Annotated in this window: 30 protein-coding genes; 16 read left to right on the forward strand and 14 right to left on the reverse strand. The window is 69.0% G+C overall.

Annotated elements, in window-relative coordinates; translation table 11 throughout:
* Positions 1-3 precede the first annotated feature (3 nt).
* Positions 4-1,182, reverse strand: coding sequence for a cytochrome ubiquinol oxidase subunit I (locus ACLJRM_RS13360; RefSeq protein WP_410663113.1), 1,179 nt, complete (start codon positions 1,180-1,182; stop codon positions 4-6).
* A gap of 140 nt (positions 1,183-1,322) precedes the next feature.
* Between ACLJRM_RS13360 and ACLJRM_RS13365 the strand changes: the two genes are divergently transcribed.
* Genes ACLJRM_RS13365 through ACLJRM_RS13395 form a run of 7 tightly spaced genes read left to right on the forward strand, consistent with a single transcriptional unit; the run spans position 1,323 to position 4,939 of the window.
* Entirely contained in the window at positions 1,323-1,649 is a 327-nt protein-coding gene (locus tag ACLJRM_RS13365; RefSeq protein WP_005155407.1) for a helix-turn-helix transcriptional regulator, read from the forward strand.
* Positions 1,646-2,308 carry a permease prefix domain 1-containing protein gene (locus ACLJRM_RS13370; protein ID WP_101612465.1) on the forward strand — a complete coding sequence of 221 codons (663 nt, stop codon included), beginning with the start codon at positions 1,646-1,648 and terminating at the stop codon, positions 2,306-2,308. Before ACLJRM_RS13365 ends, ACLJRM_RS13370 begins: the two co-directional genes overlap by 4 nt.
* Positions 2,305-2,961, forward strand: a complete 657-nt coding sequence (locus ACLJRM_RS13375; protein WP_410663114.1) for a permease prefix domain 1-containing protein — start codon at positions 2,305-2,307, stop codon at positions 2,959-2,961. Before ACLJRM_RS13370 ends, ACLJRM_RS13375 begins: the two co-directional genes overlap by 4 nt.
* Positions 2,958-3,632, forward strand: a complete 675-nt coding sequence (locus tag ACLJRM_RS13380) for a permease prefix domain 1-containing protein (RefSeq protein ID WP_101612467.1) — start codon at positions 2,958-2,960, stop codon at positions 3,630-3,632. Before ACLJRM_RS13375 ends, ACLJRM_RS13380 begins: the two co-directional genes overlap by 4 nt.
* Positions 3,629-3,931, forward strand: a complete 303-nt coding sequence (locus tag ACLJRM_RS13385; protein ID WP_101612468.1) for a DivIVA domain-containing protein — start codon at positions 3,629-3,631, stop codon at positions 3,929-3,931. Before ACLJRM_RS13380 ends, ACLJRM_RS13385 begins: the two co-directional genes overlap by 4 nt.
* On the forward strand, positions 3,928-4,377 hold the full coding sequence (locus ACLJRM_RS13390; RefSeq protein WP_101612469.1) for an SRPBCC family protein: 450 nt from the start codon (positions 3,928-3,930) through the stop codon (positions 4,375-4,377). The genes ACLJRM_RS13385 and ACLJRM_RS13390 overlap by 4 nt, the downstream gene beginning before the upstream one ends.
* Complete coding sequence (locus ACLJRM_RS13395; protein ID WP_410663115.1) at positions 4,370-4,939, forward strand: DNA-3-methyladenine glycosylase I; 570 nt, start codon at positions 4,370-4,372, stop codon at positions 4,937-4,939. The genes ACLJRM_RS13390 and ACLJRM_RS13395 overlap by 8 nt, the downstream gene beginning before the upstream one ends.
* Here ACLJRM_RS13395 and ACLJRM_RS13400 read toward each other — a convergent pair.
* Both ACLJRM_RS13400 and ACLJRM_RS13405 read right to left on the reverse strand, forming a co-directional pair.
* Entirely contained in the window at positions 4,936-5,424 is a 489-nt protein-coding gene (locus ACLJRM_RS13400; RefSeq protein ID WP_410663116.1) for a hypothetical protein, read from the reverse strand. The genes ACLJRM_RS13395 and ACLJRM_RS13400 overlap by 4 nt on opposite strands.
* Before the next feature lie 122 nt (positions 5,425-5,546).
* Positions 5,547-6,341: an enoyl-CoA hydratase/isomerase family protein gene (locus ACLJRM_RS13405; RefSeq protein ID WP_101612472.1), complete on the reverse strand. Its 795-nt coding sequence runs from the start codon at positions 6,339-6,341 to the stop codon at positions 5,547-5,549.
* 196 nt (positions 6,342-6,537) lie between these two features.
* On the opposite strand from ACLJRM_RS13405, the gene ACLJRM_RS13410 reads away from it, so the two are divergent.
* Together ACLJRM_RS13410 and ACLJRM_RS13415 are read left to right on the forward strand one after the other, a co-directional pair.
* The gene (locus ACLJRM_RS13410) at positions 6,538-6,705 is read left to right on the forward strand and encodes a DUF3117 domain-containing protein (RefSeq protein WP_005155393.1); all 168 of its coding nucleotides are present in this window, start codon (positions 6,538-6,540) and stop codon (positions 6,703-6,705) included.
* A gap of 91 nt (positions 6,706-6,796) precedes the next feature.
* The gene (locus ACLJRM_RS13415) at positions 6,797-8,272 is read left to right on the forward strand and encodes a leucyl aminopeptidase family protein (protein ID WP_410663117.1); all 1,476 of its coding nucleotides are present in this window, start codon (positions 6,797-6,799) and stop codon (positions 8,270-8,272) included.
* 8 nt (positions 8,273-8,280) lie between these two features.
* Here ACLJRM_RS13415 and ACLJRM_RS13420 read toward each other — a convergent pair whose 3' ends face one another.
* A complete protein-coding gene (locus ACLJRM_RS13420; protein WP_410663118.1) occupies positions 8,281-8,892 on the reverse strand; it encodes a phosphatase PAP2 family protein in 612 nt (203 codons plus the stop codon).
* A 70-nt stretch (positions 8,893-8,962) separates the two neighbouring features.
* Positions 8,963-9,847, reverse strand: a complete 885-nt coding sequence (locus tag ACLJRM_RS13425) for a LysR family transcriptional regulator (protein WP_174720512.1) — start codon at positions 9,845-9,847, stop codon at positions 8,963-8,965.
* A 78-nt stretch (positions 9,848-9,925) separates the two neighbouring features.
* Between ACLJRM_RS13425 and ACLJRM_RS13430 the strand changes: the two genes are divergently transcribed.
* Positions 9,926-11,188 carry an MFS transporter gene (locus ACLJRM_RS13430; protein ID WP_101612476.1) on the forward strand — a complete coding sequence of 421 codons (1,263 nt, stop codon included), beginning with the start codon at positions 9,926-9,928 and terminating at the stop codon, positions 11,186-11,188.
* Positions 11,189-11,204: 16 nt separating this feature from the next.
* On the opposite strand, the gene ACLJRM_RS13435 is transcribed toward ACLJRM_RS13430, so the two are convergent.
* Positions 11,205-11,855 carry an O-methyltransferase gene (locus ACLJRM_RS13435; RefSeq protein WP_076163290.1) on the reverse strand — a complete coding sequence of 217 codons (651 nt, stop codon included), beginning with the start codon at positions 11,853-11,855 and terminating at the stop codon, positions 11,205-11,207.
* Positions 11,856-12,033: 178 nt separating this feature from the next.
* Here ACLJRM_RS13435 and sigE point away from each other — a divergent pair, with 178 nt between their 5' ends.
* Together sigE and ACLJRM_RS13445 are read left to right on the forward strand one after the other, a co-directional pair.
* Entirely contained in the window at positions 12,034-12,654 is a 621-nt protein-coding gene (sigE, locus tag ACLJRM_RS13440) for an RNA polymerase sigma factor SigE (RefSeq protein ID WP_410663119.1), read from the forward strand.
* Positions 12,651-13,328: an anti-sigma factor family protein gene (locus tag ACLJRM_RS13445; RefSeq protein WP_101612478.1), complete on the forward strand. Its 678-nt coding sequence runs from the start codon at positions 12,651-12,653 to the stop codon at positions 13,326-13,328. The genes sigE and ACLJRM_RS13445 overlap by 4 nt, the downstream gene beginning before the upstream one ends.
* A 9-nt stretch (positions 13,329-13,337) precedes the next feature.
* Here the strand turns inward: ACLJRM_RS13445 and ACLJRM_RS13450 are convergent, their stop codons facing one another.
* Positions 13,338-13,985, reverse strand: a complete 648-nt coding sequence (locus ACLJRM_RS13450) for a hypothetical protein (protein WP_101612479.1) — start codon at positions 13,983-13,985, stop codon at positions 13,338-13,340.
* 160 nt (positions 13,986-14,145) lie between these two features.
* On the opposite strand from ACLJRM_RS13450, the gene ACLJRM_RS13455 reads away from it, so the two are divergent.
* Together ACLJRM_RS13455 and tatB are read left to right on the forward strand one after the other, a co-directional pair.
* Positions 14,146-15,687: a S1C family serine protease gene (locus ACLJRM_RS13455; protein WP_101613744.1), complete on the forward strand. Its 1,542-nt coding sequence runs from the start codon at positions 14,146-14,148 to the stop codon at positions 15,685-15,687.
* A 55-nt stretch (positions 15,688-15,742) separates the two neighbouring features.
* The gene (gene tatB / locus ACLJRM_RS13460) at positions 15,743-16,174 is read left to right on the forward strand and encodes a Sec-independent protein translocase protein TatB (RefSeq protein WP_410663120.1); all 432 of its coding nucleotides are present in this window, start codon (positions 15,743-15,745) and stop codon (positions 16,172-16,174) included.
* Positions 16,175-16,292: 118 nt separating this feature from the next.
* On the opposite strand, the gene ACLJRM_RS13465 is transcribed toward tatB, so the two are convergent.
* The 4 genes from ACLJRM_RS13465 to ACLJRM_RS13480 are packed head-to-tail and all read right to left on the reverse strand — an operon-like array spanning position 16,293 to position 20,213.
* On the reverse strand, positions 16,293-17,438 hold the full coding sequence (locus ACLJRM_RS13465) for an Mrp/NBP35 family ATP-binding protein (protein ID WP_101612481.1): 1,146 nt from the start codon (positions 17,436-17,438) through the stop codon (positions 16,293-16,295).
* A 9-nt stretch (positions 17,439-17,447) separates the two neighbouring features.
* On the reverse strand, positions 17,448-17,957 hold the full coding sequence (locus tag ACLJRM_RS13470; protein ID WP_101612482.1) for a DUF1003 domain-containing protein: 510 nt from the start codon (positions 17,955-17,957) through the stop codon (positions 17,448-17,450).
* Positions 17,950-19,257 (reverse strand): magnesium transporter MgtE N-terminal domain-containing protein, encoded by a 1,308-nt coding sequence (locus ACLJRM_RS13475; protein ID WP_101612483.1) that lies wholly within the window; start codon positions 19,255-19,257, stop codon positions 17,950-17,952. The genes ACLJRM_RS13470 and ACLJRM_RS13475 overlap by 8 nt, the downstream gene beginning before the upstream one ends.
* Positions 19,258-19,301: 44 nt before the next feature.
* Positions 19,302-20,213 (reverse strand): aminoglycoside phosphotransferase family protein, encoded by a 912-nt coding sequence (locus ACLJRM_RS13480; protein ID WP_410663121.1) that lies wholly within the window; start codon positions 20,211-20,213, stop codon positions 19,302-19,304.
* A gap of 90 nt (positions 20,214-20,303) precedes the next feature.
* On the opposite strand from ACLJRM_RS13480, the gene ACLJRM_RS13485 reads away from it, so the two are divergent.
* A complete protein-coding gene (locus ACLJRM_RS13485) occupies positions 20,304-21,164 on the forward strand; it encodes a slipin family protein (protein WP_410663122.1) in 861 nt (286 codons plus the stop codon).
* A gap of 27 nt (positions 21,165-21,191) precedes the next feature.
* Here the strand turns inward: ACLJRM_RS13485 and ACLJRM_RS13490 are convergent, their stop codons facing one another.
* The 3 genes from ACLJRM_RS13490 to ACLJRM_RS13500 are packed head-to-tail and all read right to left on the reverse strand — an operon-like array spanning position 21,192 to position 22,626.
* Positions 21,192-21,848 (reverse strand): DUF4190 domain-containing protein, encoded by a 657-nt coding sequence (locus ACLJRM_RS13490; protein WP_410663123.1) that lies wholly within the window; start codon positions 21,846-21,848, stop codon positions 21,192-21,194.
* Between the two features lie 49 nt (positions 21,849-21,897).
* Entirely contained in the window at positions 21,898-22,275 is a 378-nt protein-coding gene (locus tag ACLJRM_RS13495; RefSeq protein ID WP_101612488.1) for a DUF4190 domain-containing protein, read from the reverse strand.
* Positions 22,276-22,308: 33 nt separating this feature from the next.
* On the reverse strand, positions 22,309-22,626 hold the full coding sequence (locus ACLJRM_RS13500; protein ID WP_410663124.1) for a DUF4190 domain-containing protein: 318 nt from the start codon (positions 22,624-22,626) through the stop codon (positions 22,309-22,311).
* A 158-nt stretch (positions 22,627-22,784) separates the two neighbouring features.
* Between ACLJRM_RS13500 and ACLJRM_RS13505 the strand changes: the two genes are divergently transcribed.
* Positions 22,785-23,981: an acyl-CoA dehydrogenase family protein gene (locus ACLJRM_RS13505; protein WP_410605431.1), complete on the forward strand. Its 1,197-nt coding sequence runs from the start codon at positions 22,785-22,787 to the stop codon at positions 23,979-23,981.
* Positions 23,982-23,990: the final 9 nt, after the last annotated feature.

The raw sequence follows: 23,990 nt of genomic DNA on the forward strand, positions 1-23,990 counted from the left end.
GGGTCAGACTCCGCTCAGGACGGGAAGTTCGGCACGAGGCGGCGCCGCCTCTTCTTCGGGTTCCGGGCCGCGTTTGGCGACCCGGGACATCAGCACCCAGTCGGCGATCGCGAGTGTCGCGAACAGCACGGTGAACGCGATGAAGGAGAACAGGATCTGGCCCGCCGGGATCGACGCGACGGCGTCGGCGGTGGTCAGCTGCCCGCGGATCAGCCACGGCTGCCTGCCGATCTCCCGGACCAGCCAGCCGGAGATCGCGGCGAAGAACGGCAGCGGGATGGCCAGCACCATCAGGTACAGCAACGGCCGCACCCTGGTGATCCAGTTCCGGAACAACAGCAGCGTGCCGAGGATCGAGGCCAGGAAGGCGATGAAGCCGATCTGGATCATGAGCCCCAGCGGGGCGCCGACCAGCGGTTCCGGTGCTTCGAGCTTGCCGGGGTGGTACTCCCCGAGCGGGCCGAACTGGGCGAACCCGAAGCCGATCACCATCGTGCTGCCGACCAGCGAGGTGAGCACGCCGATCCGCATGGAGGTCCGGAAGAACTCGATCTCCTTGGTGCGCTTGATGAAGTGGTACGCGCTGACGCCGACCACGAAGAAACCGCCGGTCATGAGCGCCGCGCTCAGCACGTGCGGCAGCGACATCGCCAGCGCCGGGTTGGTGAACAGCGCGCCGAAGTCGTCGAGTTTCAGCACACCGTTCTCGGCATGTGTGCCGACCGGGTTCTGCAGGAACGAATTGGCCACCATGATGAACAGCGCCGAGGCGTACGCGGTCAGCGTGACCAGCCAGATCAGGGTCAGGTGGACCCATTTGTTCAGCCGCCCCCAGCCGAAGATCCACAGCCCCAGGAAGGTCGATTCGGCGAAGAAGGCCACCAGCGTCTCGATGGCCAGCGGGGCGCCGAAGACGTCGCCCGCGACCGTGGACAAGCCTGTCCAGGTCAGCCCGAACTGGAATTCCATCACGATTCCGGTGACGATTCCCAGCGCGTAATTGATCACGTAGAGCCTGCCCCAGAAGCGGGTCATCCGCATCAGTTCAGGCTTGCCGCCGAATGCGGAGCGTGTCTGCATCACCGCGACGAGTGTCACGAGCCCCAGTGTGAGCAGAACGAACAGGAAGTGGAACGAGGTCGTCGTCGCGAACTGGAGTCTCGCGATCGGGAGTGCGTCCATGCCGATGCACTGTATACGTAGGCTGGCTACATGTAGGCACGAAATCTATGAATTAAGGGTCATCTCCGGGACATTCCCTGAGGCCGTCCCCGGAAAGACCCGGCTACCCTGGTAGGCGGCGATGTGTAGACTGTCTATCTATGAAGGCCGACAGCCTGCGCGGGCACCTCGACGCGCTGCTCCTCGCCGTCCTCGACGGCCGGAAGCTGCACGGGTACGCCATCATCGAGGCGCTCCAGCTCCGCAGTGACGGTGCGCTCGACCTGCCGACGGGCACCGTCTACCCGGCGCTTCGCCGGTTGGAGCGCGCCGGTTTCCTCGCCAGCGAATGGGACGTCGTGTCCGGCCGCAAACGTCGTACGTACAAGCTCACCCGCTCCGGGCAGAAGGCGCTGGCGGCGGAACGGGCCGAATGGCAGGAGTTCACCACCGTGATCGGTGGTGTCCTCGGGGGGAGCACGGCATGAGCGCCATCGAGGCCTACATCGGTGATCTGGACAGACGGTTGAGCGGATCGGCGGGGGCCAAGGCCGATCTGCTCACCGAAGCGAGGGACGGTCTTTCCGACGCGGCCGAGGCTTATCGCGAGGGCGGTGCCTGCCAGGGGGACGCCGAGCGGCGCGCCGTCGCGGACTTCGGCCCGGCCGGCCTGATCGCCCGTGACTACCAGGCCGAACTGGCATTGCGCGGCGACATCGGCACCCTGTGGAAGGTCATCGTCGGTGTCCCGCTGTTCCAGGTGAGCTGGGAGCTGGCACGGCTCTGGACCTACGGGGATTGGGACAACCTGGGAATGCCCCCGGAGTGGTACCTGTCCGTCATCGAACTCTTCGGCGTCCTGGTCATCGTTTCGCCCCTGATCGGAGCTGTCGCGCTCTTCGGCGCCCGCCGGCTGGGGCGCAGGCTCGACAGCGTGCGGCTGGGGAAAGTGACGCGGTGGACGGTGGGCGCCGCGTCGATCACGAACCTGCTGGCGCTGCTGCTGCTCACCGTGGGCACCTCGGTCCTCGACCCGTCCAGGATGAACATGAGCCTGCCGTGCAACGTCCTGGCGGCCGGCTGGGCGGTGTTCAGTTTCTGGCTGCTCCCGGCGGTCTTCCGGTCCCGGCCCCTGGCCGTCGCATGAGCGCCATCGAGGCCTACGTCGGCGACCTGGACAGGCGGTTGAGCGGGCCTGCGGGGGCCAAGGCCGATCTGCTCACCGAGGCGAGAGACGGTCTGATCGACGCGGCCGAGGCCTACCGCATGGGCGGCTTCGACGAGGCGGACGCGGAACGCCGTGCCGTCGCCGACTTCGGCCCCGCCGACCTGATCGCCCGTGACTACCAGGCGGAACTGGGACTACGGCGCGACATCCGCGTCCTGTGGGAACTGATCGTCGGTGTCCCGCTGCTGATCCTCGCCTGGGATCTCGCGCGCGTGCTGAGCTCCGGCGGCTGGTCGCGGTTGGGGCAGCCGCCGTCCTGGTACTACCGCGCGATCGGCCTGGCCGACGTGCTGGCCGCGCTGTCCCCGATCGTCGCGATCGGCGGTCTGATCGTCGCCCGGCTGCTCTCGCGGCGGCGGGAAGGGCCGTCCGTCGCTCGCGTGGTCTCGTGGTCGCTGGCCGCGGCGGTGGGGCTGAACCTTCTCGCGGTCACGACGTACGGCGGTGCGACAGGGTTCCTGGAGCCCGCCCGGCTGCTCGTCAGTGTGCCGTGCGCGGTCCTGTCCGGCGCGTGGATCCTGTTCAGCCTGCGGCTCACGGTCGCCGCGCGGAGCCGGAGAATCACGGCATGACGGTGATCGAGGCCTACCTCGGTGAGCTGCGCACCCGGCTGGACGGCCCGGCGTCGGCGAAGCGGGATCTGCTGCGCGAGGCGCGGGACGGGCTCAACGACGCCGCCGACGCCTACCGGGAGGGCGGCTGGAGCGAGCACGACGCGCAACGGCGTGCCGTCGACGACTTCGGGCCGGTGCACCTGATCGCGCGGGACTACCAGGCCGAACTGGGCATGAACAGCGGGACCCGCACCCTGTGGAAGCTGATCCTCGGGGTGCCGTTGATGCAGCTGGCCTGGGAGTTCGCCCGCAAGTGGACGTTCGGCGACTGGTCGCAGCTCGCGACGCCGACACCGGGTTGGTACAAGTACGTCGCCCAGTTCACCCACGGCTCGGTGTTCGTCGTGCCGCTGCTGGGGGTGTTCGCGCTCGTCTGCATGCGCTGGCTCTCCCGGCGGATGGACGGGAGACGGCTGGTCAGGACCGCGGGCGTGCTGATCGGCGAGGCCGTCGGGCTGAACCTGTTTTCGGTGGCGCTGCTGGTGTTCGCCACCGGGCTCATCGACGCGTCACGGCTGTTCCTGTCGGTGCCGTGCGGGATCCTGATGGTGCTTTGGGTGGTGGTCAGTGTGCGACTCGCGTTGCTGGCGAGACGATCGTGGCGTTCGTGTGCCACGATCGTGCCGTGACGACCGCCCTGATCTATCTCGTAGTCATGCTGCTGGTGGCCGCGGTGGTGTTCCTGCTGGCCGCCGTGGTGTTCGGCAGGGGTGAGGAACTGGCCCCGCTGCCCCCGGGCGGCTCGCCGACCAGGCTGCCCGCCGAAGACATCACCGCCGAGGACGTCTACGCCGTCCGCTACCAGATGGTGCTGCGCGGGTACAAGATGTCCGAAGTGGACTGGGTGATGCGGAGGCTCGGCGTCGAGCTCGAGGAGCTGCGGTCCAGGGTGGCCGAACTGGAAGCCGAGCGCGAGGGCGCCAGGTGACCGATGTCGTCGTCTCCGTCGACGTCGGGGTACCGGCCGGGACGGCTTGGCTCGCCCTGACCGACTGGGAACGCCAAGGCGAATGGATGCTCGGCACCGAGGTCAAGGTCGTCGAGGGCAACGGGCGCAGTGTCGGCTCGAAGCTGTCGGCCTTCACCGGCGTCGCCGGGATCGGGTTCACCGACACCATGGAGATCACCAGCTGGGAGCCGCCGCTGCGCTGCGTCGTGCGGCATCTCGGCAAGATCGTGCAGGGCACCGGGGTCTTCCAGGTGATCGAGAAGGGGCCGCATTCGTCGACGTTCGTCTGGGCGGAGCATCTGCGGCCGCCGTTCGGCGTCGTCGGACGGCTCGGCTGGCCGGTCGCGAAACCGGGCTTCGAGCTGGGACTGCGGCTGTGCCTGCAGAAATTCGTGAAGTACGCGGAGGGGTACCGGGTTGGCTGAGGCGGGTCTGCTGGGCGCGGACGGGATCAAGCGGTGCTCATGGGGCAACTCCGCCCCGGATTACGTGGAGTACCACGACACCGAATGGGGCGTCCCGCTCCACGGTGACGAGGAGTTGTACGAACGCCTGTGCCTGGAGTCCTTCCAGTCCGGGCTTTCCTGGATCACGATCCTGCGGAAGCGGGAGTCGTTCCGGAAGGCGTTCAAGAAGTTCAAGCCGAAGAAGGTCGCCGTCTTCACCGACGACGACGTCGAACGGCTGATGCAGGACGCGTCGATCGTGCGGAACCGGGCAAAGATCCTGGCGGCGATCAACAACGCCAAGGCGATCGGGGAACTGGACGGTTCGCTGGACGACCTGCTGTGGTCGTTCGCGCCGTCACGGCACAAACGGCCTCGCACGATGGGCGACGTCCCGGCGATCACCGACGAGTCGAAGGCGATGGCGAAGGAGCTCAAGAAGCGCGGCTTCGCGTTCCTGGGGCCGACGACCTGCTACGCGCTGATGCAGGCGACGGGGATGGTCGACGACCACGTGAAGGAGTGCTTCCGCGCGGGTTAGGCGCTGCTTCGGTGGTGGAGGTCTTCGGCCAGTCGCTCCAGCTTCCGGTAGCTGCCGTCGAGCTCGATCACTCCGCCGTCGCGCAGTTCGATCGTGCACTTCGCGACGTAGGCGACGGGGATGAAGTTCAGCCAGTGCTCGACGCTCTTGTAGCGCACTGCGCGGACTTCGGCCCAGGTGATCGCATGCGGGATCTTGCGCCCGTGGACCTCGGCGAAGCCGCCGGTGAAGACGTAGATGCCGCCGTCGAGGCGTTTCCTCGTCGAGTAGCACCAGGCGAGGAACAGCGGCGGCCACAGGAACAGCACGACGCCGAGCGCCTTCACCGGGTCTCCGCCGAGAGTGCCGATGAGGATCCCGCCCGCCAGCGGGGCGAACGCGAAGAAGGTGCCTGTCAGGCCCGGCCTCCGGCGGTAGCGGGTGACGCAGTCGCCGAGGTCGTGCTCCGCGGCTTTCGCCTGGCGGCGGGCCGGGGTCGGGGTCACCGCCGAACTTTATCCGCTCAGGCTCGGTACCGGTCCCGAATGCGCCTCCCGCGCGCTATGAAAGGCCCGTTACTTGCAAATTTTGCAAGTAACGGGCCTTTCATAGCGTCTCTTGGGGGCGCTTACTTGCCTTGGAAGGTCGGCTTGCGCTTGCCCACGAAGGCCTCGACGGCCTCGGTGTGGTCGGCGGTCGCACCGAGCGCGGCCTGAGCGTCGTCCTCGGCGGCGAGCGCCTCGTCGAGCGAGGACTCGGCGGCGACGGACAGCACGTTCTTGATCTTCGCGTACGCGACCGTCGGGCCGGCCGCGAGCTTCGCGGCGAGCTTCTGTGCGCGGGCCGCCAGTTCCTCGTCCGGGACGACCTCACTGACCAGGCCGAGCGTCAGCGCCTCGGCCGCGTCGACCGTGCGCGCCAGCAGCATCAGTTCGGCCGCGCGGCCGAGGCCGATCAGCCGCTGCAACGTCCACGACGCGCCCGAGTCCGGCCCGAGGCCGACGTTCGCGAACGCCATCAGGAAGTTCGCCGACGTCGACGCGATGCGGAGGTCGCTCGCGTAGGCGAAGGCGGCGCCGGCGCCGGCCGCCGGGCCGTTCACCGCTGCGATGACCGGCTTCGGCATCCCGACGATGGTCTTGACGATCGGGTTGTAGTGCTCCTTGACCGTGTGTAGCGGAGCCGGGTCACCCGCTTGCAGCAGCCCGACATGCTCCTTCAAATCCTGCCCGGCGCAGAACGCCTTGCCCGAACCGGTCAGCACCACCGCGCGGACACTGTCGTCGGCCGCGGCCTCGCGCAGCCCCGCCAGCAGCAGTTCCTTGAGTTCGACGGTCAGCGAGTTGTACGCCTGCGGCCGGTTCAGCGTGAAGGTGCGCACGCCATCGGCGTCGGCGGTCAGCAGAACGTCGGATGTGGTCACGGGATCTCCTAGTCGGCGAAACTGCGGTCTGAGACGAAGTCTTTCAGCCTCGCGAGCCGCATACCAGCACCGATACGGCGGCAAAAGATCGGTCCGCGTTCGCGCTCGGCCGCTGATGAGGGACAATGGACAGTAGACCCGGCTGGCTTTGACGAGCGCGACCCGGGCGCGCCGGTTGAGACGGAGGGAGCACGCTATGGCGGCCATGAAGCCCCGGACCGGAGATGGTCCCCTCGAAGTGACTAAGGAGGGGCGGGGCCTCGTGATGCGCGTACCACTCGAGGGTGGTGGGCGCCTCGTCGTCGAACTCTCCGCGGAAGAAGCGAAGGATCTCGGCGCGGCCTTGCAGGAGGTCACCGGCTGAGCCCGGACCGCACCTACGTTCAACCACCCGCACCCCGGTCTCCGTTCGGAGGCCGGGGTCGCGGTTCATCTGCGCCCGGAGGTCGCTCACTGTGCGTAACCCGCTACCCCCCGTTCCGGGGAAGCTGCTCGAAATCGAGGTCTCGGACGATCTGCGGCGCGGTACGCCGCTGGCCACGCTGATCGCGGCGCCGTCCGAAGAGGACGGTGACGCCGGACTCGCGGAGATCGGCGGTGTGCGGCCCACCGGCAAGGCCGGGGACGTGCAGACCGTGCCGACCGGCCGCACCCGTTGGCTGGCAGGTGTCGGCGACGGTGAACCACGGCAGTACCGCAAGGCCGGTGCCGCATTGGTCCGCGCCGTCTCGGCGGCGCTGGACGAAGACGTCAAAGCGGGCGAGAAGGCGTTCCGCGGCTTCGCCGTCGAGCTGCCCGAGGACGTCGGCGCCGAGCACCTCGAGGAGCTGGCTTTCGGGCTGCTGCTCGGCGGATACCGGTTCACGGTGACGGCCGAGGAGCCGAAGCCGAGCCTGCGGACCGTGCGCTTGCTCACTCGCCACGAACGCGCCGTGCACGCGTACGACAAGGCGCTCGAGCGGATCCGCGAACTCGCCGCGGCCGCCTCGTTCGCCCGCGACCTGGCGAACGCGCCTTCGAACATCAAGACCCCCGCCTGGCTCGCCGACACCGCCGCGCGCGCCGCCGGCGGTATCCCGAACCTGACCGTTTCGGTCCGGGACGAGAAGTGGCTGGCGGAGCAGGGCTTCGGCGGCGTCCTCGCCGTCGGCGGCGGCTCGGCCGCTCCGCCGCGGCTGATCGAGCTGGAGTACCGGCCGCGCGGGGCGGCGACGCATCTGCTGCTGGTCGGCAAGGGCATCACCTTCGACACCGGCGGCCTGTCGATCAAACCGGCCGACGGCATGCACCTCATGCGCACCGACATGGCGGGCGGCGCGGCGATCATCGCCGCGGTCCGCGCGATCGCCGCGCTGCGCCTGCCGGTCAAGGTGACCGGGCTGGTGCCCGCCGCCGAGAACCACGTGTCCGGTTCGTCGTACCGGCCGGGCGACATCGTCCGCCACTACGGCGGCAAGACGACCGAGGTGGGCAACACCGACGCCGAGGGCCGCATGGTCCTCGCCGACGCGCTCGTCTACGGCATCAAGAAGCACAAACCGGACGCCGTGATCGACGCGGCGACACTGACCGGCGCCATGAAGGTCTCGCTCGGCGTCCGGACCGGCGGCGTGTTCGCCACCGACGACGCGCTCGCGGAGCGGGTCACGAAGGCGGGCGAGCGGGTCGGCGAGGCGTGGTGGCGGATGCCGTTGCTGGAAGACCTGGCCGAAACCGTGCAGGGCTCACTCGGTGACGTCCGGCAGGCGCCCGGTGGCCCCGGCGGCATCGTCGCGGCGCTGTTCCTGCGGGAGTTCGTCGGCGATGTGCCGTGGGCGCATCTCGACATCGCCGGCCCCGCGCGGGCCGACAAGACCTACGCCGACGTCGTGCCGGGAGCCACCGGTTTCGCCGCGCGGACGCTGGTCGAACTGGTCGCTTCCTACGCCTGACCTGCGGTTCACCGCCGGGGCGGCAGCAAGGGACCTTTGCTGTCGCCCCGCGTGCGCACCCTGGGCATGGGCTGGGTCGGCGCGTCACCGGCATGCGCGGTGAGCCTGCGGGCGATGCCGGTCGCGGGGCCCTTCAGGTACCGGAACACGAGCCACGCCGTCACGGAGCCGAGGACGAGACCGGCGAGGACGTCGTGCGGGTAGTGCGCGCCGACGAAGACCCGGGAGAAGCCCATCAGCAGGGCGCCCGGAAGCACCCACGGCGCGAGCCGTCGCCAGGCGAGGGCGAGTCCGACGGCGGCCGCCGCCGCGACCGTGGAGTGGTTGCTCGGGAAGGACCAGTCGCCGATCGGCGGGCAGTCGACGAGCGTGACGAGGCCCCGGCACGGCCGGTCCTCGCGGATCACGCTCTTCGCCCCTTCGCTGATCAGGTACGCGATCGCGCACGCGCCGGGCACCAGCAGCGACACCGCGAGCCGGGTGGGCGAGGTGCGGGCCCGCCAGGCGACCCAGACCATCAAGGCGGCGAAGATCAGCATTCCCGCGTCGGTGAACAGGATGCCGGAGGCCTGAAGCCAGCTGGGGCTCTCGCCGGCCATCTTCACGATGTCGTCGTACATTCACCCTAAGTTAGCGAAAACGACATCGGCACCGCCTTGCACCATCGTCAAAGGCCGCCCCTGACGATCGTCACCACTGCTGAGCGCGGACTCGCTCCCGGAACCGCATGACCGCGGGAGTCAGGACGACGTCCTTCCGCCACGCCAGCCCGATGGTCCGCCCGACCGGCGGCACCAGCGGGACTTCGGCGACGCCCGCCGGGCTGCCGGGTTCGAACCGGGGGAGCAGCGCCACCCCGAGCCCGGCCGCGACCAGTCCTCGGACGGTGTCGGACTCCTGGCCCTCGAAGGCGATCTTCGGCTCGAAGCCCGCTTCGGCGCACAGGTCGTCTGTGATGGTGCGGAGGCCGTAGCCGGTCTCGAGGAGGACGAACTCCTCGTCCTTGAGATCTTCGATGGCCGCGCTGGGCCGCTCGGCGAGGCGGTGTGACGTCGGGACGGAGAGGAAGATCTCCTGCTCGGCGAGCACGGCGGTGTCGAGAAGCGGGTCGTCGACCGGGGCGGGCGCGAGCAGCGCGAGGTCGAGTTCGCCGCTGGTCAGCCTGTCGACCATGTCCTGACGTGAGCCTTGGACCAGCGTGAAGCGCACGTGGGGATGGTCCGCGCGGTAGCCGCGGAGCAGGGTGGGGACCAGCGAACGGCCGAGCAGGTGCAGGAAGCCGAGGACGATGTGCCCGGATCCCGGGTCGACCTCTTCGCGGGCTTGGCGGACTCCGGCGTCGACGGCGGCGAGGGCCCGTTCGGCGGCGTCGGCCAGCAGTTCGGCGGCCCGGGTGAGCCGGATGCCGCGGCCGTCGGGGACCGTCAGCGGGGCGCCGAGCGCCTCGCCGAGCGCCGAGATCCGGCGGCTTACCGTGGGCTGCGGGACGCCGAGCAGTTCGGCCGCGCGTGTGACGTTCGTCGTGCGGCGAAGTGCGGTGAGCAGCGCGAGCTGGGGGGCTAGCTGGGCGGTCATCCTTTCATTCATCACGGTATCGATTGTGACAGATGAGCGTATTGGACGTATTGATTAGCCCGGCTTAGCTTCAAGATCGTGCCTGCCACCGGAACCACCCGCCGGGTCACGATCGCCGTCGCCGCGGCCGGGATCTCCTCGTTCGCCCTTCTCTACGCGCCACAGCCGGTGCTGCCGCAGTTGGCCGAGCAGTACCACCTCGACCCCGGCGGCGCGTCGCTCGCGGTGAGCGTCGCGACCGGCGCGCTCGCGATCGCCGTCCTGCCGATCGCGGCGCTCTCCGAGGTGGTGGGACGGCGTCCGGTGATCATCGCCTCGGTGGTCGCGTCGGTCGTGTTCGGTTTCCTGCTGCCGCTGGCGCCCAGCTACCCGGCGCTGCTGGTGCTGCGGGCACTGCAGGGGATCGCCATCGCGGGGTTCCCCGGAGTGGCCGCGGCCTACCTCGCGGAACGGCTCGGCAAGGCCGGGCTCGCGGCCGCGGTGGGCGCGATGATCGCCGGGAACACCGTCGGCGGCATGGTCGGCAGGCTCGCGGCCGGGTTCACCGCCGGTCCGTTCGGCTACCACGGCGCGCTGCTCGTCGTCGCCGGGATCGGGCTGGTCTGCGCGGTGGTCACGGTGCTGGCCCTGCCACCGGGGGAGCAAGGGACCTTTGCTATCACTTCCGACGATCGTCGCAGGTCAGAGCGGCTGCGCGAGCAGGGCAGGGCAGTGCTGGCCGGGCTCGGAGCGGCCGTCCGGAAGCCGGTCCTGCTGGTCCAGTACGCGGTCGCGCTGCTGGCGATGGGCTCGTTCGTCGCGCTGTACAACGCCGCCGGATTCCGCCTGACCGGCGAGCCGCTGAACCTCTCGCCCGCGATCGCGTCGCTCGTCTTCCTCGCCTACGCGATGGGCTCGGTCTCGTCGGCGACCGCGGGCAGGCTCGTCGGCCGGTTCGGGCGCCGCCGGTCGCTCGCGGGCGCGCTGCTGCTCACGATCGCGGGCGCCGCGCTGACGCTGTCCGACTCGCTGTCGCTGGTCATCCTCGGTTTCGTGGTGCTGACCGGCGCGTTCTTCGCCGCGCACGCGGTCGCCAACGGCTGGGCCGCCGCGGAGGCTCCCGAGAACGCCCGAGGCCAGGTCGGCGGGCTCTACACGCTCTCGTACTACCTCGGCAGCAGCATCGGCGGCGCCGTCGGCGCGACCGTCTACGGGCACGCGGGCTGGACTTGGCTGATCGTGCTCACCGCCGCCTGGCTCGCCATCGCGGCGGTCGCCGTGCTGAAGGGGACTTTCCCCGCATCGCACGTGGTGAAAGCGCCCTTCGCCGCGTCCGACGCGGTGAAAGCGTCCTTCAGATGACTGCGCGAGTCCCTTGCTACGCGATCGCGGCGACCAGCAGTCCGCCACCCACCGGCAGCAGCGCCGGGACCAGTCGCTCGTCCTCCCGGAAGGCCCGCGCGACCTCGCGCAGCGCGAGCGTGTCCGGATCGCGCCGTGAGGGATCCGTCACTCGGGCGCCGGAGACGTTGTGGAACGCCAGTATCCCGCCGGGCCGGAGCAGCGCGACAGCCTTCTCGTAGCAACTCGGGTACTCGATCGGCGCCGAATCGACGAACACCAGGTCGTAGCCGCCGGGGGTGAGCCGGGGGAGGACGTCGAGCGCGCGGCCCATGATCAGCCGGGTCCGTCCCGGCGGGTAGCCGGCCTCCCGGAACGCGGACCTGGCCGCCCGGTGGTACTCGGGCTCGATGTCGATCGAGGTGAGGATCCCGTCGTCGACCATGCCCCTGAGCAGGCACAACCCGCTCACGCCCGCCCCGGTCCCGACCTCGACGACGGCTTTCGCGCGCAGTGTCGTGGCGAGAAAACGCAGCGTCGCGCCCGCGCCCGCGCTCAGCGGACCGCACCCCAGATCGGCCGACCGCGCCCGCGCGGTGGCCAGTACCTCGTCGTCGGGGAGGTACCCGTCGACGAGGTCGGCGTCGGCGGCCTCGGCTGGCGAGCCCGCATGCGTCCCGGAATTCACACGCGGAGGTTAGCGCTGCCTGTGGACAAAACAGCGAAGACTCCCTGGTACCGACTTCTCAGCCTCTTCTCAGTCCTGTCTCACTAGAAACATAAGCAGGCCGGACAGACTGGGTCTCGACAACGGGAACACCGTGCACATCGCCCGCGTTGGGTGGAGTAGTTGGGAGAAGACGCTGATGGAGGTGCCTACTTCCCCGATGCAGGAGACGATGCAGGACCAGCACGCGGACCAGGTCACGCCGGTGACCGTGGACGAGACCGCATGGACGCCACCTTCGTGGGACGAGGTCGTGCGTGAACACGCCGATCGCGTCTACAGGCTGGCGTACCGACTGACCGGTAACGCCCACGACGCCGAGGACCTGACGCAGGAGACCTTCATCCGGGTCTTCCGTTCCCTCGCGTCCTACAAGCCCGGCACGTTCGAAGGCTGGCTGCACCGCATCACCACGAACCTCTTCCTCGACATGGCCCGCCGCCGCTCACGCGTGCGGATGGAAGGCCTCCCCGAGGACACCGACCGCATCGTCGGTGACGACCCGAGCCCGGAGCAGGTCTACTCGGACACCCATCTCGACCCGGACCTGCAGGCCGCGCTCGACGAGCTGCCGCCCGAGTTCCGTGCCGCGGTCGTGCTGTGTGACGTCGAAGGCCTCTCGTACGAGGAGATCGGCGCCACTCTCGGTGTCAAGCTCGGCACCGTGCGCAGCCGGATCCACCGTGGCCGCCAGGCGCTTCGCGCTTCTTTGGAGCGTCGTCGCGCCGCGGCGCAGGAGTCTGCGAAGGTGGGGGTATGACCGCACCGCGAGGCTGGGGACTCCCCGAGTCGCATCTGCTTCCGGACGCCATCGTCGCCTTCGTGGACGGCGAGCTGACCCTCGGCGCCCAGGACAGGGCATCGGCGCATATCGCCCGCTGCCCGTCGTGTGCGGCCGAGGTCACCGCGCAGCGCCAGGCCGTCACCGCCGTGAAGCAGGCGGGAGCCCCGTCGATGTCGGCGGGTTTCCTGGCCAGCCTGTGCTCCATCCCGCAGAACACCGAACTTCCCGGCGCGCCGGACAACCTGGCGATGACGGCCGACGGTCAGCTGGTGGCCATCCAGCGGCCCGACAGGGTCGCCGGCCTTCGTGACACCGGAGTGCTGGGCGGGACAGCCCCGTTGGGCTCATCGGCGCCACTGGGCCAGTCCCCGAATGTCCTCGGTGGTGGAAAGTTCGGCCTCGCACGGCGGAAGTACGCGCAGGGCGCCGGCGTCGTCGTTTCGGGTCTGGTGCTGAGCGCCCTGGCCCTGGTCGCGACCTCGGGTGAGGGCGTCGAAGACCAGCCGAGTCCCGCGTTCGTACCCCCGCAGGGTGTCAACGCCGGTCTGCTGCCCGCGCAGCTGGGCGGCGGCACCAAGCCGGAACCGTCGCACAGCCCCGCGCCGAGCCCGAGCACGTCGAGCCTGCCCGTGCCCATCTCGGCCCGCTGATCCGCTTCGTCAGGGTTTGACGAAGCAGATCGTCGCGCTCTTGAAGTTCGAAGTCCCGTAGCTGGCGTAGGAGATGACCTCCGCCGTGCCTTCGGCGCACGGACTGTTCACCACGCTCATCTGCGGGAAGACCTCGCTGATCCTCAGCCGCGCCGAGCCGCAGTCCTTCAGCGGCGGCGGGGTCTTGCTCTCGATGTCGTCGAAGCACAGCCCGACCTTGGCATTGATCGCCAGGCACAGGGCGACGCCGTCGCCGCGACCCGGCCGGGGGACGGTGTACTGGTAAAAGCCGTCCTTGCAGTTCCAGTCGCCCTTGGCGACGCCGGTGAGGCTCACCGCGTAGGGCGCCTGCGGGGAATCACACGACGTCTTGGCGGCGTCCGCCTCCTTGCCGGAGCCGGTCAGCACGACGCAGTCGCCCTCGGTCAGGCCCTTCGCCTGTTTCTCCGGCCCGACGGCCGCCTTCAGCACGAAGATCAGGCCGATCCCGCCGCCGACCACGACGAGCGCGCCGACGAGCAGCAGCACTTTCAGCTTCGTGGACAAACCCTTCTTCTTGGGCGGTTGCTGCGGCCAACCCTGCTGCTGGGGCCACTGCTGCTGTTGCTGGGACCACTGCTGGTGAGGCGGGAACTGTCCCCCGTGATTTTCCGACATGCCGGTTAGACTGCCAGACGTGAGACATGGTTGCTTCAAGTGTCACATTTCTGGCCGATCCGGGGAATCAACGCGCACTTCACCGTGGTCACGGCAGAATCCAGGGCAAGGCCTGGCGTACTCTCGCGTCCGGCCAACCTGATCTCAGCCCCGGGGAATGATGACCGAGCAGCCGAACGCGAATCCGCAGCAGCCTGGTGACCCGGCGGGGGATCGGCTGGCACCGCGCCCGCTGGCCAGGCCCGCCGTCGATCCGGCGCAGGCGGCCACGTTCGGCAGGCCGCGTGGCGTCGACGGCGCCTTCGACAAGCTGTACCAGCCCGGGACGAACGGGCAGGCCGCGCCGGGGATGAACCTGGCGCCGCCGACGCCGGAATCGCTCGCCGAAGCCTTCCGCCGCCCGCCGGGCGCCGAGGGCGTCGTGCTGGAGCGGCCGCACGGGAGCAACGGCTCCGAAGCTTCCACGAACGGCGCGGAAAGCCCGCTCTGGACCACGACGTCGGACCCGTGGCGCGACCCCTCCTCCGGCGCGGTGCTCGCCGGGCCCGCCGTGCAGCAGGAGTCGGAAGCCGAGAAGGACGCGAAGCGCCCGCAAGGTGCGCTGCTGAGTCTTCCGGAGGTCCTCTTCGGGCGTCGCGTGCAGACGAAGGCGCTGGCGATCCTCGTCGGCGTCGCGCTGGTCATCGGTGCCGCGGGCGGGCTGATCGGCTGGTGGTTCGCCGACACCGGCACCGAGCTGACAGGGCAGGCCAGCATTTCCGAGGCCGACGCGGCCAAGGAGCGCCCGGCGGGCTCGATCGCGGACATCGCCCACCGGGTGGCGCCCGCCGTGGTCTCGCTCGAGGTGTTCAAACCCGGCGCCGACTCCGGCCAGCAGGGCTCCGGCGTCGTCATCGACACCCAGGGCTACGTGCTCACGAACGAGCACGTGATCTCCGCCGCGACGGCCGACACGGCCACCAAGGTCACCGCCGTGTTCTTCGACGGCAGGCGCGTCGAGGCGAAGGTCGTCGGCGCCGACGCCAAAACCGACCTGGCGGTGGTCAAGGTCGACGTCAAGAACCTGACCGCACTGCAGGTCGGGAAGTCCGCGGACCTCGCCGTCGGCGATTCGGTGATCGCCGTCGGTTCGCCGCTGGCACTGCAGAACTCGGTCACCGCCGGCATCGTGAGCGCGCTCAACCGCCCGGTGACCGCGGGCGGCGACGGCGGCAGCGCCCCGGTGATCTACGAAGCCATCCAGACCGACGCCGCGATCAACCACGGCAACTCGGGCGGCGCGCTCGTCGACGCGACCGGCGCGCTGGTCGGGATCAACTCGGCGATCCGCTCGTCCAGCGCCGAGGGCGGCAGCATCGGCATCGGCTTCGCCATCCCGAGCGACTACGCGGTGAAAATCGCGAAAACACTGATCAAGGACGGAAAAGTCGTCCACCCCGACATCGGCATCAACGCTTCGTCGACCGTCGCGGGCTCCAGCACCATGGGCGCGCAGGTGCGCAATGTCGCCCCCGGCGGCCCGGCCGCGTCGGCCGGGATCAAGGAAGGCGACGTGATCACCGAGGTCGGCGGACGGCTCGTGCGCGACTCGGCGGAGCTGCTCGTCGCGGTCCGCGCGCGCGAAGTCGGCGAGATGGTCCCTGTCCGCCTTGTCCGGGATGGGTCTTCACTCGTCGTGGACGTGAAACTGGCCTCGGACTAGCAAGTTCGGACGGGTACCCTGAACGGGGAAGACGCCGAGGCGGAGGTTCACACGGGTGTTCGAAAGTGTCGGCTGGGGCGAGATCCTCATCATCATCGTCGCGGGTCTGTTCATTCTCGGTCCGGAGCGGCTCCCTGAAGCGGCGGCGTGGATAGCGAAGAGCGTCCGCAAAGTCCGCGAGTTCGCGACCGGGGCCAAGACGCAACTGCGTGAGGAGATGGGCCCGGAGTTCGATCAGCTGCGCAAGCCGCTGGAGGACCTGCGTGGCCTGCGGAACTTCGACCCGAAGCGGGTCGTCACCCAGCATTTGTTCGACGGTGACTCGGATCCGCTGGGGCTCAAGGACGTCAACGGCACCAATGGCGCCAACGGGACCAACGGTGCCACGAACGGCGCTTCGAAGCCCAACGGCTACCCCGCGACCGCCGCGCAGCCCGAGCCGCTGAAGCCGGGCGAGCGCCCTCCGGTCGACCCCGACGCCACCTGACCCCTCCCGCGTTTAGTCCTCTAGTTGCGTGGTACTCCGAATGCTATGAAGGGGACTTTCATTGCAAAATTTGCAATGAAAGTCCCCTTCATTGCGTCAGCGGGGGACGGACCCGAGATCAGCGCCCCGCGGGAGTCACGTTCAGCATCATCCCGGCCAGCCCGCGCGCCCGGACGGTCAGCTTCTTCGCCGCCTCCTTGAGCACGAGCGACGCCGGCGCGTCCGGCTCCGCCAGCACGATCGGCGTGCCCGCGTCGCCGAGGGTGACCACGTGCGGGTCCATCGGGATCTGCCCGAGCAGCGGCACGGTCGAGCCGACCGACTTCGACAGCGAGTCGGCCACGGACTGCCCGCCGCCGGAGCCGAAGATCTCCATCCGCTCGCCGTCGGGCGTTTCGAGCCACGACATGTTCTCGATGACCCCGGCGATCCGCTGCCGCGTCTGCAGCGCGATCGCGCCCGCGCGCTCGGCCACCTCGGCGGCCGCCTGCTGCGGGGTGGTGACGACCAGGATCTCCGCGTTCGGGATGAGCTGCGCCACCGAGATCGCGATGTCGCCGGTGCCCGGCGGCAGGTCCAGCAGCAGGATGTCGAGGTCGCCCCAGAAGACGTCGGCGAGGAACTGCTGCAGCGCGCGGTGCAGCATCGGCCCGCGCCACACGACGGGCTGGTTGCCCGGGGTGAACATGCCGATCGAGATGACCTTCACGCCGTGCGCCTGCGGCGGCATGATCATGGTGTCGACCTTGGTCGGCTTTTCGTGCGTGCCGAGCATCCGCGGCACCGAGTGGCCGTAGATGTCCGCGTCGACCACGCCGACGGAGAGCCCGCGCTCGGCCATCGCGGCCGCGAGGTTCACCGTCACCGAGGACTTGCCGACGCCGCCCTTGCCGGACGCGACGCAGTAGACCCGCGTCAGCGAACCCGGCTGCGCGAACGGGATCACCGGTTCGGTGGCGTCACCGCGCAACGATTTTCGCAGTTCCGTACGTTGCTCGTCGTTCATGACGTCGAGCTCGACCTTGACGTCGCTGACGCCAGGGAGCTTCGCGACGGCATCGGTGGTGTCCTTGGTCAGCGTCGCCTTCAACGGGCAACCGGCGACCGTCAGGTAGATCCCGACGGTGACCACACCGTCCGAACCCACCTCCACGCCCTTGACCATGCCGAGGTCGGTGATCGGTTTCTTGATCTCCGGGTCGTACACGGCCTTCAGCGCGGTGCGGACATCGTCGACGCTGGGGAGTTGCTGCGTACTGGTCACGCCTCCATGTTACGTACCGGTAGCGGCACGGTCGGGTTTGCCCTTGCGCGGCTTGGCATCAAGATCCTCCCGGAGGCGGTCGAGCTCGCTCCGCAGGAAGTCGCGCGTGGCGACCTCGCCGACCGCGATCCGCAGTGACGCGAGCTCCCTGGCGAGGTATTCGGTGTCCGCCTTGGTCTGCTCGGCCCGATTCCGGTCTTCCTCCAGCGAGACGCGGTCGCGGTCGTCCTGCCGGTTCTGCGCCAGCAGGATGAGCGGAGCGGCGTACGCGGCCTGCGTCGAGAACGCCAGATTCAGCAGGATGAACGGGTACGGGTCCCACTGCAGGGAGACCGCCACCAGGTTCAGCACGATCCAGACGATGACGGTCAGGGTCTGCCAGAACAGGTACTTGCCGGTGCCGAGGAACCGCGCGACCCGTTCGGTGAGCTTGCCGAAGGTGTCCGGATCCATGTTCAGCCTGAACCGGCCTTGGCCGCGGGGCTGGTCCAGCCGCCGCCCGGACGTCAGCTCAGGCACGTTCGGCCTCCTCTGTGTCGACAGTGATATCGCCGGTGATGTCGTGCAGCCCGGTCTCGCGCCAGTCCTCCGGGAGCAGGTGGTCGAGGACGTCGTCGACGGTGACCGCGCCCAGAAGATGGTCCTCGGCGTCCACCACCGGCCCGCAGGTGAGGTTATAGGCGGCGAAGTAGCGGGTGACCTCGGACAAGGTGGCGTTCGGCCGCAGCGCGGGCAGCTGGCTGTCGACGGCGCTCGCCACCATCTCCGCGGGCGGTTCGCGCAGCAGACGCTGGAAGTGCACGACGCCGACGAAACGCCCGGTCGGCGTTTCCGTCGGCGGACGGCAGACGAACACCATGCTCGCCAGCGCCACCGGGAGGTCGGCGTTGCGGATGTGCGCGAGCGCCTCCGCGACGGTGGCGTCCGGCGTCAGCACCACCGGCTCGGGCGTCATCAGCCCGCCCGCGGTGTCGGAGGAGTACTTCAGCAGCCGCTTCACCGGCGCCGACTCCTCGGGTTCCATCAGCTCCAGGAAGCGGCTCTGCTCGGCGGGCGCCAGTTCGGCCAGCAGGTCGGCGGCGTCGTCGGGGTTCATCGTCTCGAGGATGTCGGCGGCCCGTTCCTCGGCGAGGTAGGACAGCAGTTCCTTCTGGTCGTCGTCGGGGAGCTCCTCGAGGAGGTCGGCGAGGTGCTCGTCGTCCATCGCGTCGGCGACCTCGTGCCGCCGTTTCAGCGGCAGGTCCCGCACGGTGGCGGCCACGTCCGCCGCGCGCATGGTGTCGAACAGCATCAGCAGCTGCGCCGCGCCCTGGGTCTGGCCGGTCAGGTCGGTGAGCCCGAGGCCGGACACCTCCGACCACGGCAGCACCTGCATCGGCGCGCGGCGCCTGCCGAGGCCGAGCCTGCTCGACCGCTCGCGGATCGCGAGTTTCGCGAGCACCCAGTCCCGGGTCCGCGTCGGCTCCATGGCGGCGTCGACGACCGTGACCCGGGTGTCCGAGCCCGCGAGCGTGGCGTACGCGTCGAACAGCTGCCCGACCACCAGCACCTCGTTGGGCCGCTGGTGGAACCGCCGCATGTTGACCGAACCGGTGGCGAGCGTGATGGCGGTCGGCTCGATCGAGGTCACGCGCAACATCGGCACGAACACCCGGCGCCTCGTCGTCAGCTCGACGACGATGCCCAGGATCCGCGGCGGCTGCTGGTCGAGCCGGAGACCCGCCACCAGGTCCCGCACCTTGCCGATCGATTCACCATCGGGTCCGAAAACCGGCAAACCGGCCAGCTGAGCTGCGAATACCCTGTTCAAGGCGGCCATGCCCGAAGGTTATCGGCTCCCGGGCCGGGAGACGATTCGTGTGATCACCGCAATGCCCAGGCGGCGATTCCGGGGACGGCGGCGTAGGCCGGGTCTTCGGCGATGGATTCGGGCGAGGCGCCCTCGGCGAGGTCTTCGTGGAGCCAGATCCAGTTCTCCACCGCGCGGACGAGAGTCCACGCGCGTGTGCGCTCGGCGTCCACCCCGGCCGCCTTGGTGAACCACGCGATCTTGTCGTCCATTGTGGACTCGTCCGCACGGTTCCAGAGGATCGAGATCGCACCGAACTCGAGGTCGCCCGAAAGCGGCTTCGGGTCGATCACCAGCCAGGGTTCGCGCTCACCCGCCAGGACGTTCTCGAAGTGCAGATCCTCGTTCACCATCAGCTCGCCGGCCGTGGGACCGAGGTCCGCGCAGATCTCGACCGCCGCGTCGATGTACTTCCGGTCGAAGGGTTCGCCCAGCTCGCTCCAGGACTCCGGGAGTTCGGCGACCAGCTCCGCGGCCTCCTCGCGAAGGGACCGCTGCAGCGCTTCGGGAGCGGGGACGGCCAGCCGTCGCGCCATCGCGCCGATGGTCTCGACGGCCTCCTGGATCGGCTCCGTTTCGAGCGACCGGGTGGCGTCGAGGCGCTCCAGAAGCAGCACGCCGTCCTCAGGAACGTTGTCGTACATCAGGACCGCACCCTGACCGGCCCAAGTGGACAGTGCAAGGGGTTCGTCGTCGGATTCCTCGTGCGGCCAGCCGAGCTTGAGGATCGCGGGGGAGCCGTCCGCGCGGCGCACGGGCTGGGCGACGCCGACGAAGCCGTGCATGGCCTCGCCGTCGAGTTCGAGATTCCACTTGGCCGTGTACTTCTCGGCGAGGAACGGGAGGGAGTCGAGCCATTCGGCGGCTCCGGGGCCGAGGCCGGCGGCGCGGTCGAGGAACTTGGGCGGGATCTTGAAACCGGTCACGAACCCACCTTGGCAGGCCTGTCCACCGTGTTTCCCCCGTGACCCGCCGGGCGTACCGTCAACAGGGAGAACACAACCCCGGGAGCAGTCATGGTGGTGGAGATTCTCAGTACGATCGCCGTCGCGGGCGGTGCTTGGCTCGCGACGAGCCTTCGCGTGGTGAAACAGTACGAACGCGGCCTCGTCTACCGGTTCGGCCGGGTGCGCGCGACGATCCGGGAGCCCGGTCTCGCGTTGCTGATCCCGTTCGCGGACAGGCTGCAGAAGGTCAACATGCAGATCATCACGATGCCGATCCCCGCGCAGGACGGCATCACCCGCGACAACGTCAGCGTGCGGGTCGACGCGGTCGTGTACTTCAAGGTGGTCGACCCGGTACTGGCCGCGGTGAACGTGCAGGACTACCGCTCGGCCGTCGGCCAGGTCGCGCAGACGTCGCTGCGGTCCATCATCGGCAAGAGCGAGCTGGACGACCTGCTGTCCAACCGCGAACGGCTCAACGAGGGCCTGGAGCTGATGATCGACAACCCGGCGCTGGACTGGGGAATCCACATCGACCGGGTCGAGATCAAGGACGTCGCGCTGCCGGAATCGATGAAACGCTCGATGTCACGCCAGGCCGAAGCCGAACGAGAACGGCGCGCGCGGGTCATCTCGGCCGATGGTGAACTGCAGGCGTCGTACAAGCTTTCGCAGGCGGCCGCGACCATGGCCGACACCCCGGCGGCGATGCAGCTGCGGCTGCTGGAGACCGTCGTGCAGGTCTCGGCGGAGAAGAACTCGACGCTGGTCCTGCCGTTCCCGGTGGAACTGCTGCGCTTCCTCGACGCGAACACGCCGAAGAAGGAAACGCCGAAGAAGGAGACGCCGGAGGACAACGGCCAGGTGGCGCCCGCTCCTCGCGAACCGGACGACGCGGCTCCAGGACTCGTGAGTGGTAAGGACGGTTAGAACCGCCTTTACCACTCACGAGACCCGCTAATCCAGCTCGCCGTTGACACCCAAGATGATCAACGTCCCGAAGAACCCGACGTACAGCGCCAGCACGACGTAGCCGATGATCACCGCCGCGAGCGCCATACCGCGCCCGCCCGCTTCACCGCGGTTCGCCTTCGCCAGCCCGATGTGCCCCAGGATCAGCCCGACGATCACCGTCACGCACGAGCAGATCCCGACGAGCGAGCACACCAGTCCGGCGATCGCCATCCCGTTGTCCTGCGAACGCGGCGCCGCCGTTCCCGCGTACGGGTTGTACGGCTGGACGTATGGCTGCGGCGGGTACGCCATCGGCTGAGGCGCGGCCGGGTAGGCGGGAAGAGCCGTCGCGTCCGGAGTCGCGAAGGCAGGCGGAACGGGCTCGGCGGTCAGCGGGTCGATGGCCTGCCCGAACGGCTGAGACTCGGTGGCATCACCAGGAGCAGCAGGCGCGGGATCGGAAGCGGCGGGCGCTCCGAACGGCGCGGGCGGCTCGAACGGCGGAGGCGGCGTGAACGGCGCGGGCGGCTCGAACCGCTGCGGTTCCGCGGGCGACGGGTTCGACACCGTTTCCGACGCGGACGTCGGATCCGAGTAAGTGTTCGAGTCGGTGTAGGACGACGTCGACGGCGTGTCCTGCGGGTCGGAACTGCTGCTCATCCGGTTGGCCCCCTGGTTCGTGCGGGACCCCACCGTATCCGGGCACGGGTCACGAGACGCCCGCGGCACCGATCGCGAACACCACGAAAACGAACCACAGGACGACCGGGATCAGCCACAGCCCGGTGACGACGTAGCCGATGATCATCCCGGCCTGCGCCATGCCCTTGCCGCCCGCTTCGCCGCGTTTGGCCTTCGAGAGCGCGATGTGCCCGAAGATGATCCCCAGGATCGCCGGGAAGCACATGATCAGCCCGATCAGCGAGCACACCAGCGACGCCACGGCCATGCCCTGGTCCGGCGGTCGCACGTAGGTCTGCTGGACGTAGAACTGCTGCGAAGGCTGGTACGGCTGGAGGCCGTACGGCTGCTGGAACTGCCCGGAAGGCTGCTGCTGTTGCCCATACGGGTCGTGCGGATTCGTCATGCGGGGTCCCCTCGTCGGCTCAGGACGGTATCGCTAGCGGAAAGCCCCGTGTTTCGCGGCGATGCTCAAGACGACCGGGATCGCGATGGCGTACAGGATGATCATCAGATAGCCGACGACGAAAGCGGCCAGCGCCATCCCCTTGCCGCCCGCTTCGCCACGCCTGGCCTTCGCGAAGGCGACGTGGCCCAGGACGATCCCCGGGATCACGGACACCAGTCCGATCAGCCCGAAGAGTGAAAAGATCAAGGCGGCGATGGCCAGACCGGAGTCCTTGCTCTGCGCCGGAGGCTGGTTCGGAAAGCCGTACTGCTGTTGCGGTGGGAACCCACCAAAGGGCTGCTGAGTCATCTTCGTCCCCCTCGGACTGTGATCGGCCTGTCACTGTAGTGCCATGGTCACGGATGGCGTACGCGTGACTGCGCTCATAGCGAGGTCCCCGGACAGGCGTCATACTCACCGGTAACCCAGCGCCGGGAGCCCGGTGCGCGCGAATTTAGGGAGCAGCGATGGCTCGCCTCGCCCAGACCGCCGGCTTGACCGACGTGCAGTCCGAAATCCTGGCCACGGTCCGCCAGTTCGTGGACAAGGAGGTCATCCCGCGCGCGCAGGAACTCGAGCACTCCGACACCTATCCCACCGACATCGTCGAGGGGATGAAGGAGATGGGCCTGTTCGGGCTCACCATCCCGGAGGAGTACGGCGGCCTCGGCGAATCACTGCTGACCTACGCGCTCGTGGTCGAGGAGATCGCGCGCGGCTGGATGAGCGTTTCCGGCGTCATCAACACGCACTTCATCGTGGCGCACATGATCTCCCGCCACGGGACGCCGGAGCAGAAGCAGCACTTCCTGCCCCGCATGGCGACCGGGGAGGTCCGCGGCTCGTTCTCGATGTCCGAGCCGGATCTCGGCTCCGACGTCGCCGCGATCAAGACCCGCGCCCGCAAGACCGACGACGGTTACGTCATCGACGGCTCGAAGATGTGGCTGACCAACGGCGGCAGCTCCAACCTGATCGCGCTGCTCGTCAAGACCGACGAGGGCGCCGAGAAGGCCCATCAGAACCTGACCACGTTCCTGGTCGAGAAGCCCGAGGGCTTCGGCGAGGTCGCTCCCGGCCTCACCATCCCCGGCAAGATCGACAAGATGGGCTACAAGGGAGTCGACACCACCGAGGCCGTTTTCGACGGTTTCAAGATCGGGGCCGACAAGGTCCTCGGCGAAGCGCCGGGCAAGGGCTTCGCGTACATGATGGACGGTGTCGAGGTCGGCCGCGTCAACGTCGCCGCGCGCGCCTGCGGCATCGCGATCCGCGCGTTCGAGCTCGCGGTGGAATACGCCCAGCAGCGCAAGACCTTCGGCAAGGCGATCGCCGAGCACCAGGCGGTGGCGTTCAAACTCGCCGAGATGGCCACCAAGGTCGAGGCCGCGCACCTGATGATGGTCAACGCCGCCCGTCTCAAGGACTCCGGCGAGCGCAACGACGTCGAGGCCGGGATGGCCAAGCTGATCGCGAGCGAGTACTGCGCCGAGGTCACCCAGGACTCGTTCCGCATCCACGGCGGCTACGGCTACTCCAAGGAGTACGAGATCGAGCGCCTGATGCGCGAGGCCCCGTTCCTGCTCATCGGCGAGGGCACCAGCGAGATCCAGAAGACCATCATCAGCCGTGGCCTGCTCCGCGAATACAAGTCACGCTCCTGAACGTTCGCG

Origin of the sequence: Amycolatopsis sp. lyj-84 (assembly GCF_046549075.1) — a bacterium.
Classification (GTDB): domain Bacteria; phylum Actinomycetota; class Actinomycetes; order Mycobacteriales; family Pseudonocardiaceae; genus Amycolatopsis.

Excerpts from the sequence above, each read along its gene's own strand:
- ACLJRM_RS13360 (WP_410663113.1), bottom strand. The coding sequence starts at position 1,182 with ATGGACGCACTCCCGATCGCGAGACTCCAGTTCGCGACGACGACCTCG.
- ACLJRM_RS13365 (WP_005155407.1), top strand. The coding sequence starts at position 1,323 with ATGAAGGCCGACAGCCTGCGCGGGCACCTCGACGCGCTGCTCCTCGCC.
- ACLJRM_RS13370 (WP_101612465.1), top strand. The coding sequence starts at position 1,646 with ATGAGCGCCATCGAGGCCTACATCGGTGATCTGGACAGACGGTTGAGC.
- ACLJRM_RS13375 (WP_410663114.1), top strand. The coding sequence starts at position 2,305 with ATGAGCGCCATCGAGGCCTACGTCGGCGACCTGGACAGGCGGTTGAGC.
- ACLJRM_RS13380 (WP_101612467.1), top strand. The coding sequence starts at position 2,958 with ATGACGGTGATCGAGGCCTACCTCGGTGAGCTGCGCACCCGGCTGGAC.
- ACLJRM_RS13410 (WP_005155393.1), top strand. The coding sequence starts at position 6,538 with ATGGCGGCCATGAAGCCCCGGACCGGAGATGGTCCCCTCGAAGTGACT.
- ACLJRM_RS13420 (WP_410663118.1), bottom strand. The coding sequence starts at position 8,892 with ATGTACGACGACATCGTGAAGATGGCCGGCGAGAGCCCCAGCTGGCTT.
- ACLJRM_RS13425 (WP_174720512.1), bottom strand. The coding sequence starts at position 9,847 with ATGACCGCCCAGCTAGCCCCCCAGCTCGCGCTGCTCACCGCACTTCGC.
- sigE (WP_410663119.1), top strand. The coding sequence starts at position 12,034 with ATGGAGGTGCCTACTTCCCCGATGCAGGAGACGATGCAGGACCAGCAC.
- ACLJRM_RS13445 (WP_101612478.1), top strand. The coding sequence starts at position 12,651 with ATGACCGCACCGCGAGGCTGGGGACTCCCCGAGTCGCATCTGCTTCCG.
- ACLJRM_RS13450 (WP_101612479.1), bottom strand. The coding sequence starts at position 13,985 with ATGTCGGAAAATCACGGGGGACAGTTCCCGCCTCACCAGCAGTGGTCC.
- ACLJRM_RS13455 (WP_101613744.1), top strand. The coding sequence starts at position 14,146 with ATGACCGAGCAGCCGAACGCGAATCCGCAGCAGCCTGGTGACCCGGCG.
- ACLJRM_RS13475 (WP_101612483.1), bottom strand. The coding sequence starts at position 19,257 with ATGGCCGCCTTGAACAGGGTATTCGCAGCTCAGCTGGCCGGTTTGCCG.
- ACLJRM_RS13485 (WP_410663122.1), top strand. The coding sequence starts at position 20,304 with ATGGTGGTGGAGATTCTCAGTACGATCGCCGTCGCGGGCGGTGCTTGG.
- ACLJRM_RS13490 (WP_410663123.1), bottom strand. The coding sequence starts at position 21,848 with ATGAGCAGCAGTTCCGACCCGCAGGACACGCCGTCGACGTCGTCCTAC.
- ACLJRM_RS13495 (WP_101612488.1), bottom strand. The coding sequence starts at position 22,275 with ATGACGAATCCGCACGACCCGTATGGGCAACAGCAGCAGCCTTCCGGG.
- ACLJRM_RS13500 (WP_410663124.1), bottom strand. The coding sequence starts at position 22,626 with ATGACTCAGCAGCCCTTTGGTGGGTTCCCACCGCAACAGCAGTACGGC.
- ACLJRM_RS13505 (WP_410605431.1), top strand. The coding sequence starts at position 22,785 with ATGGCTCGCCTCGCCCAGACCGCCGGCTTGACCGACGTGCAGTCCGAA.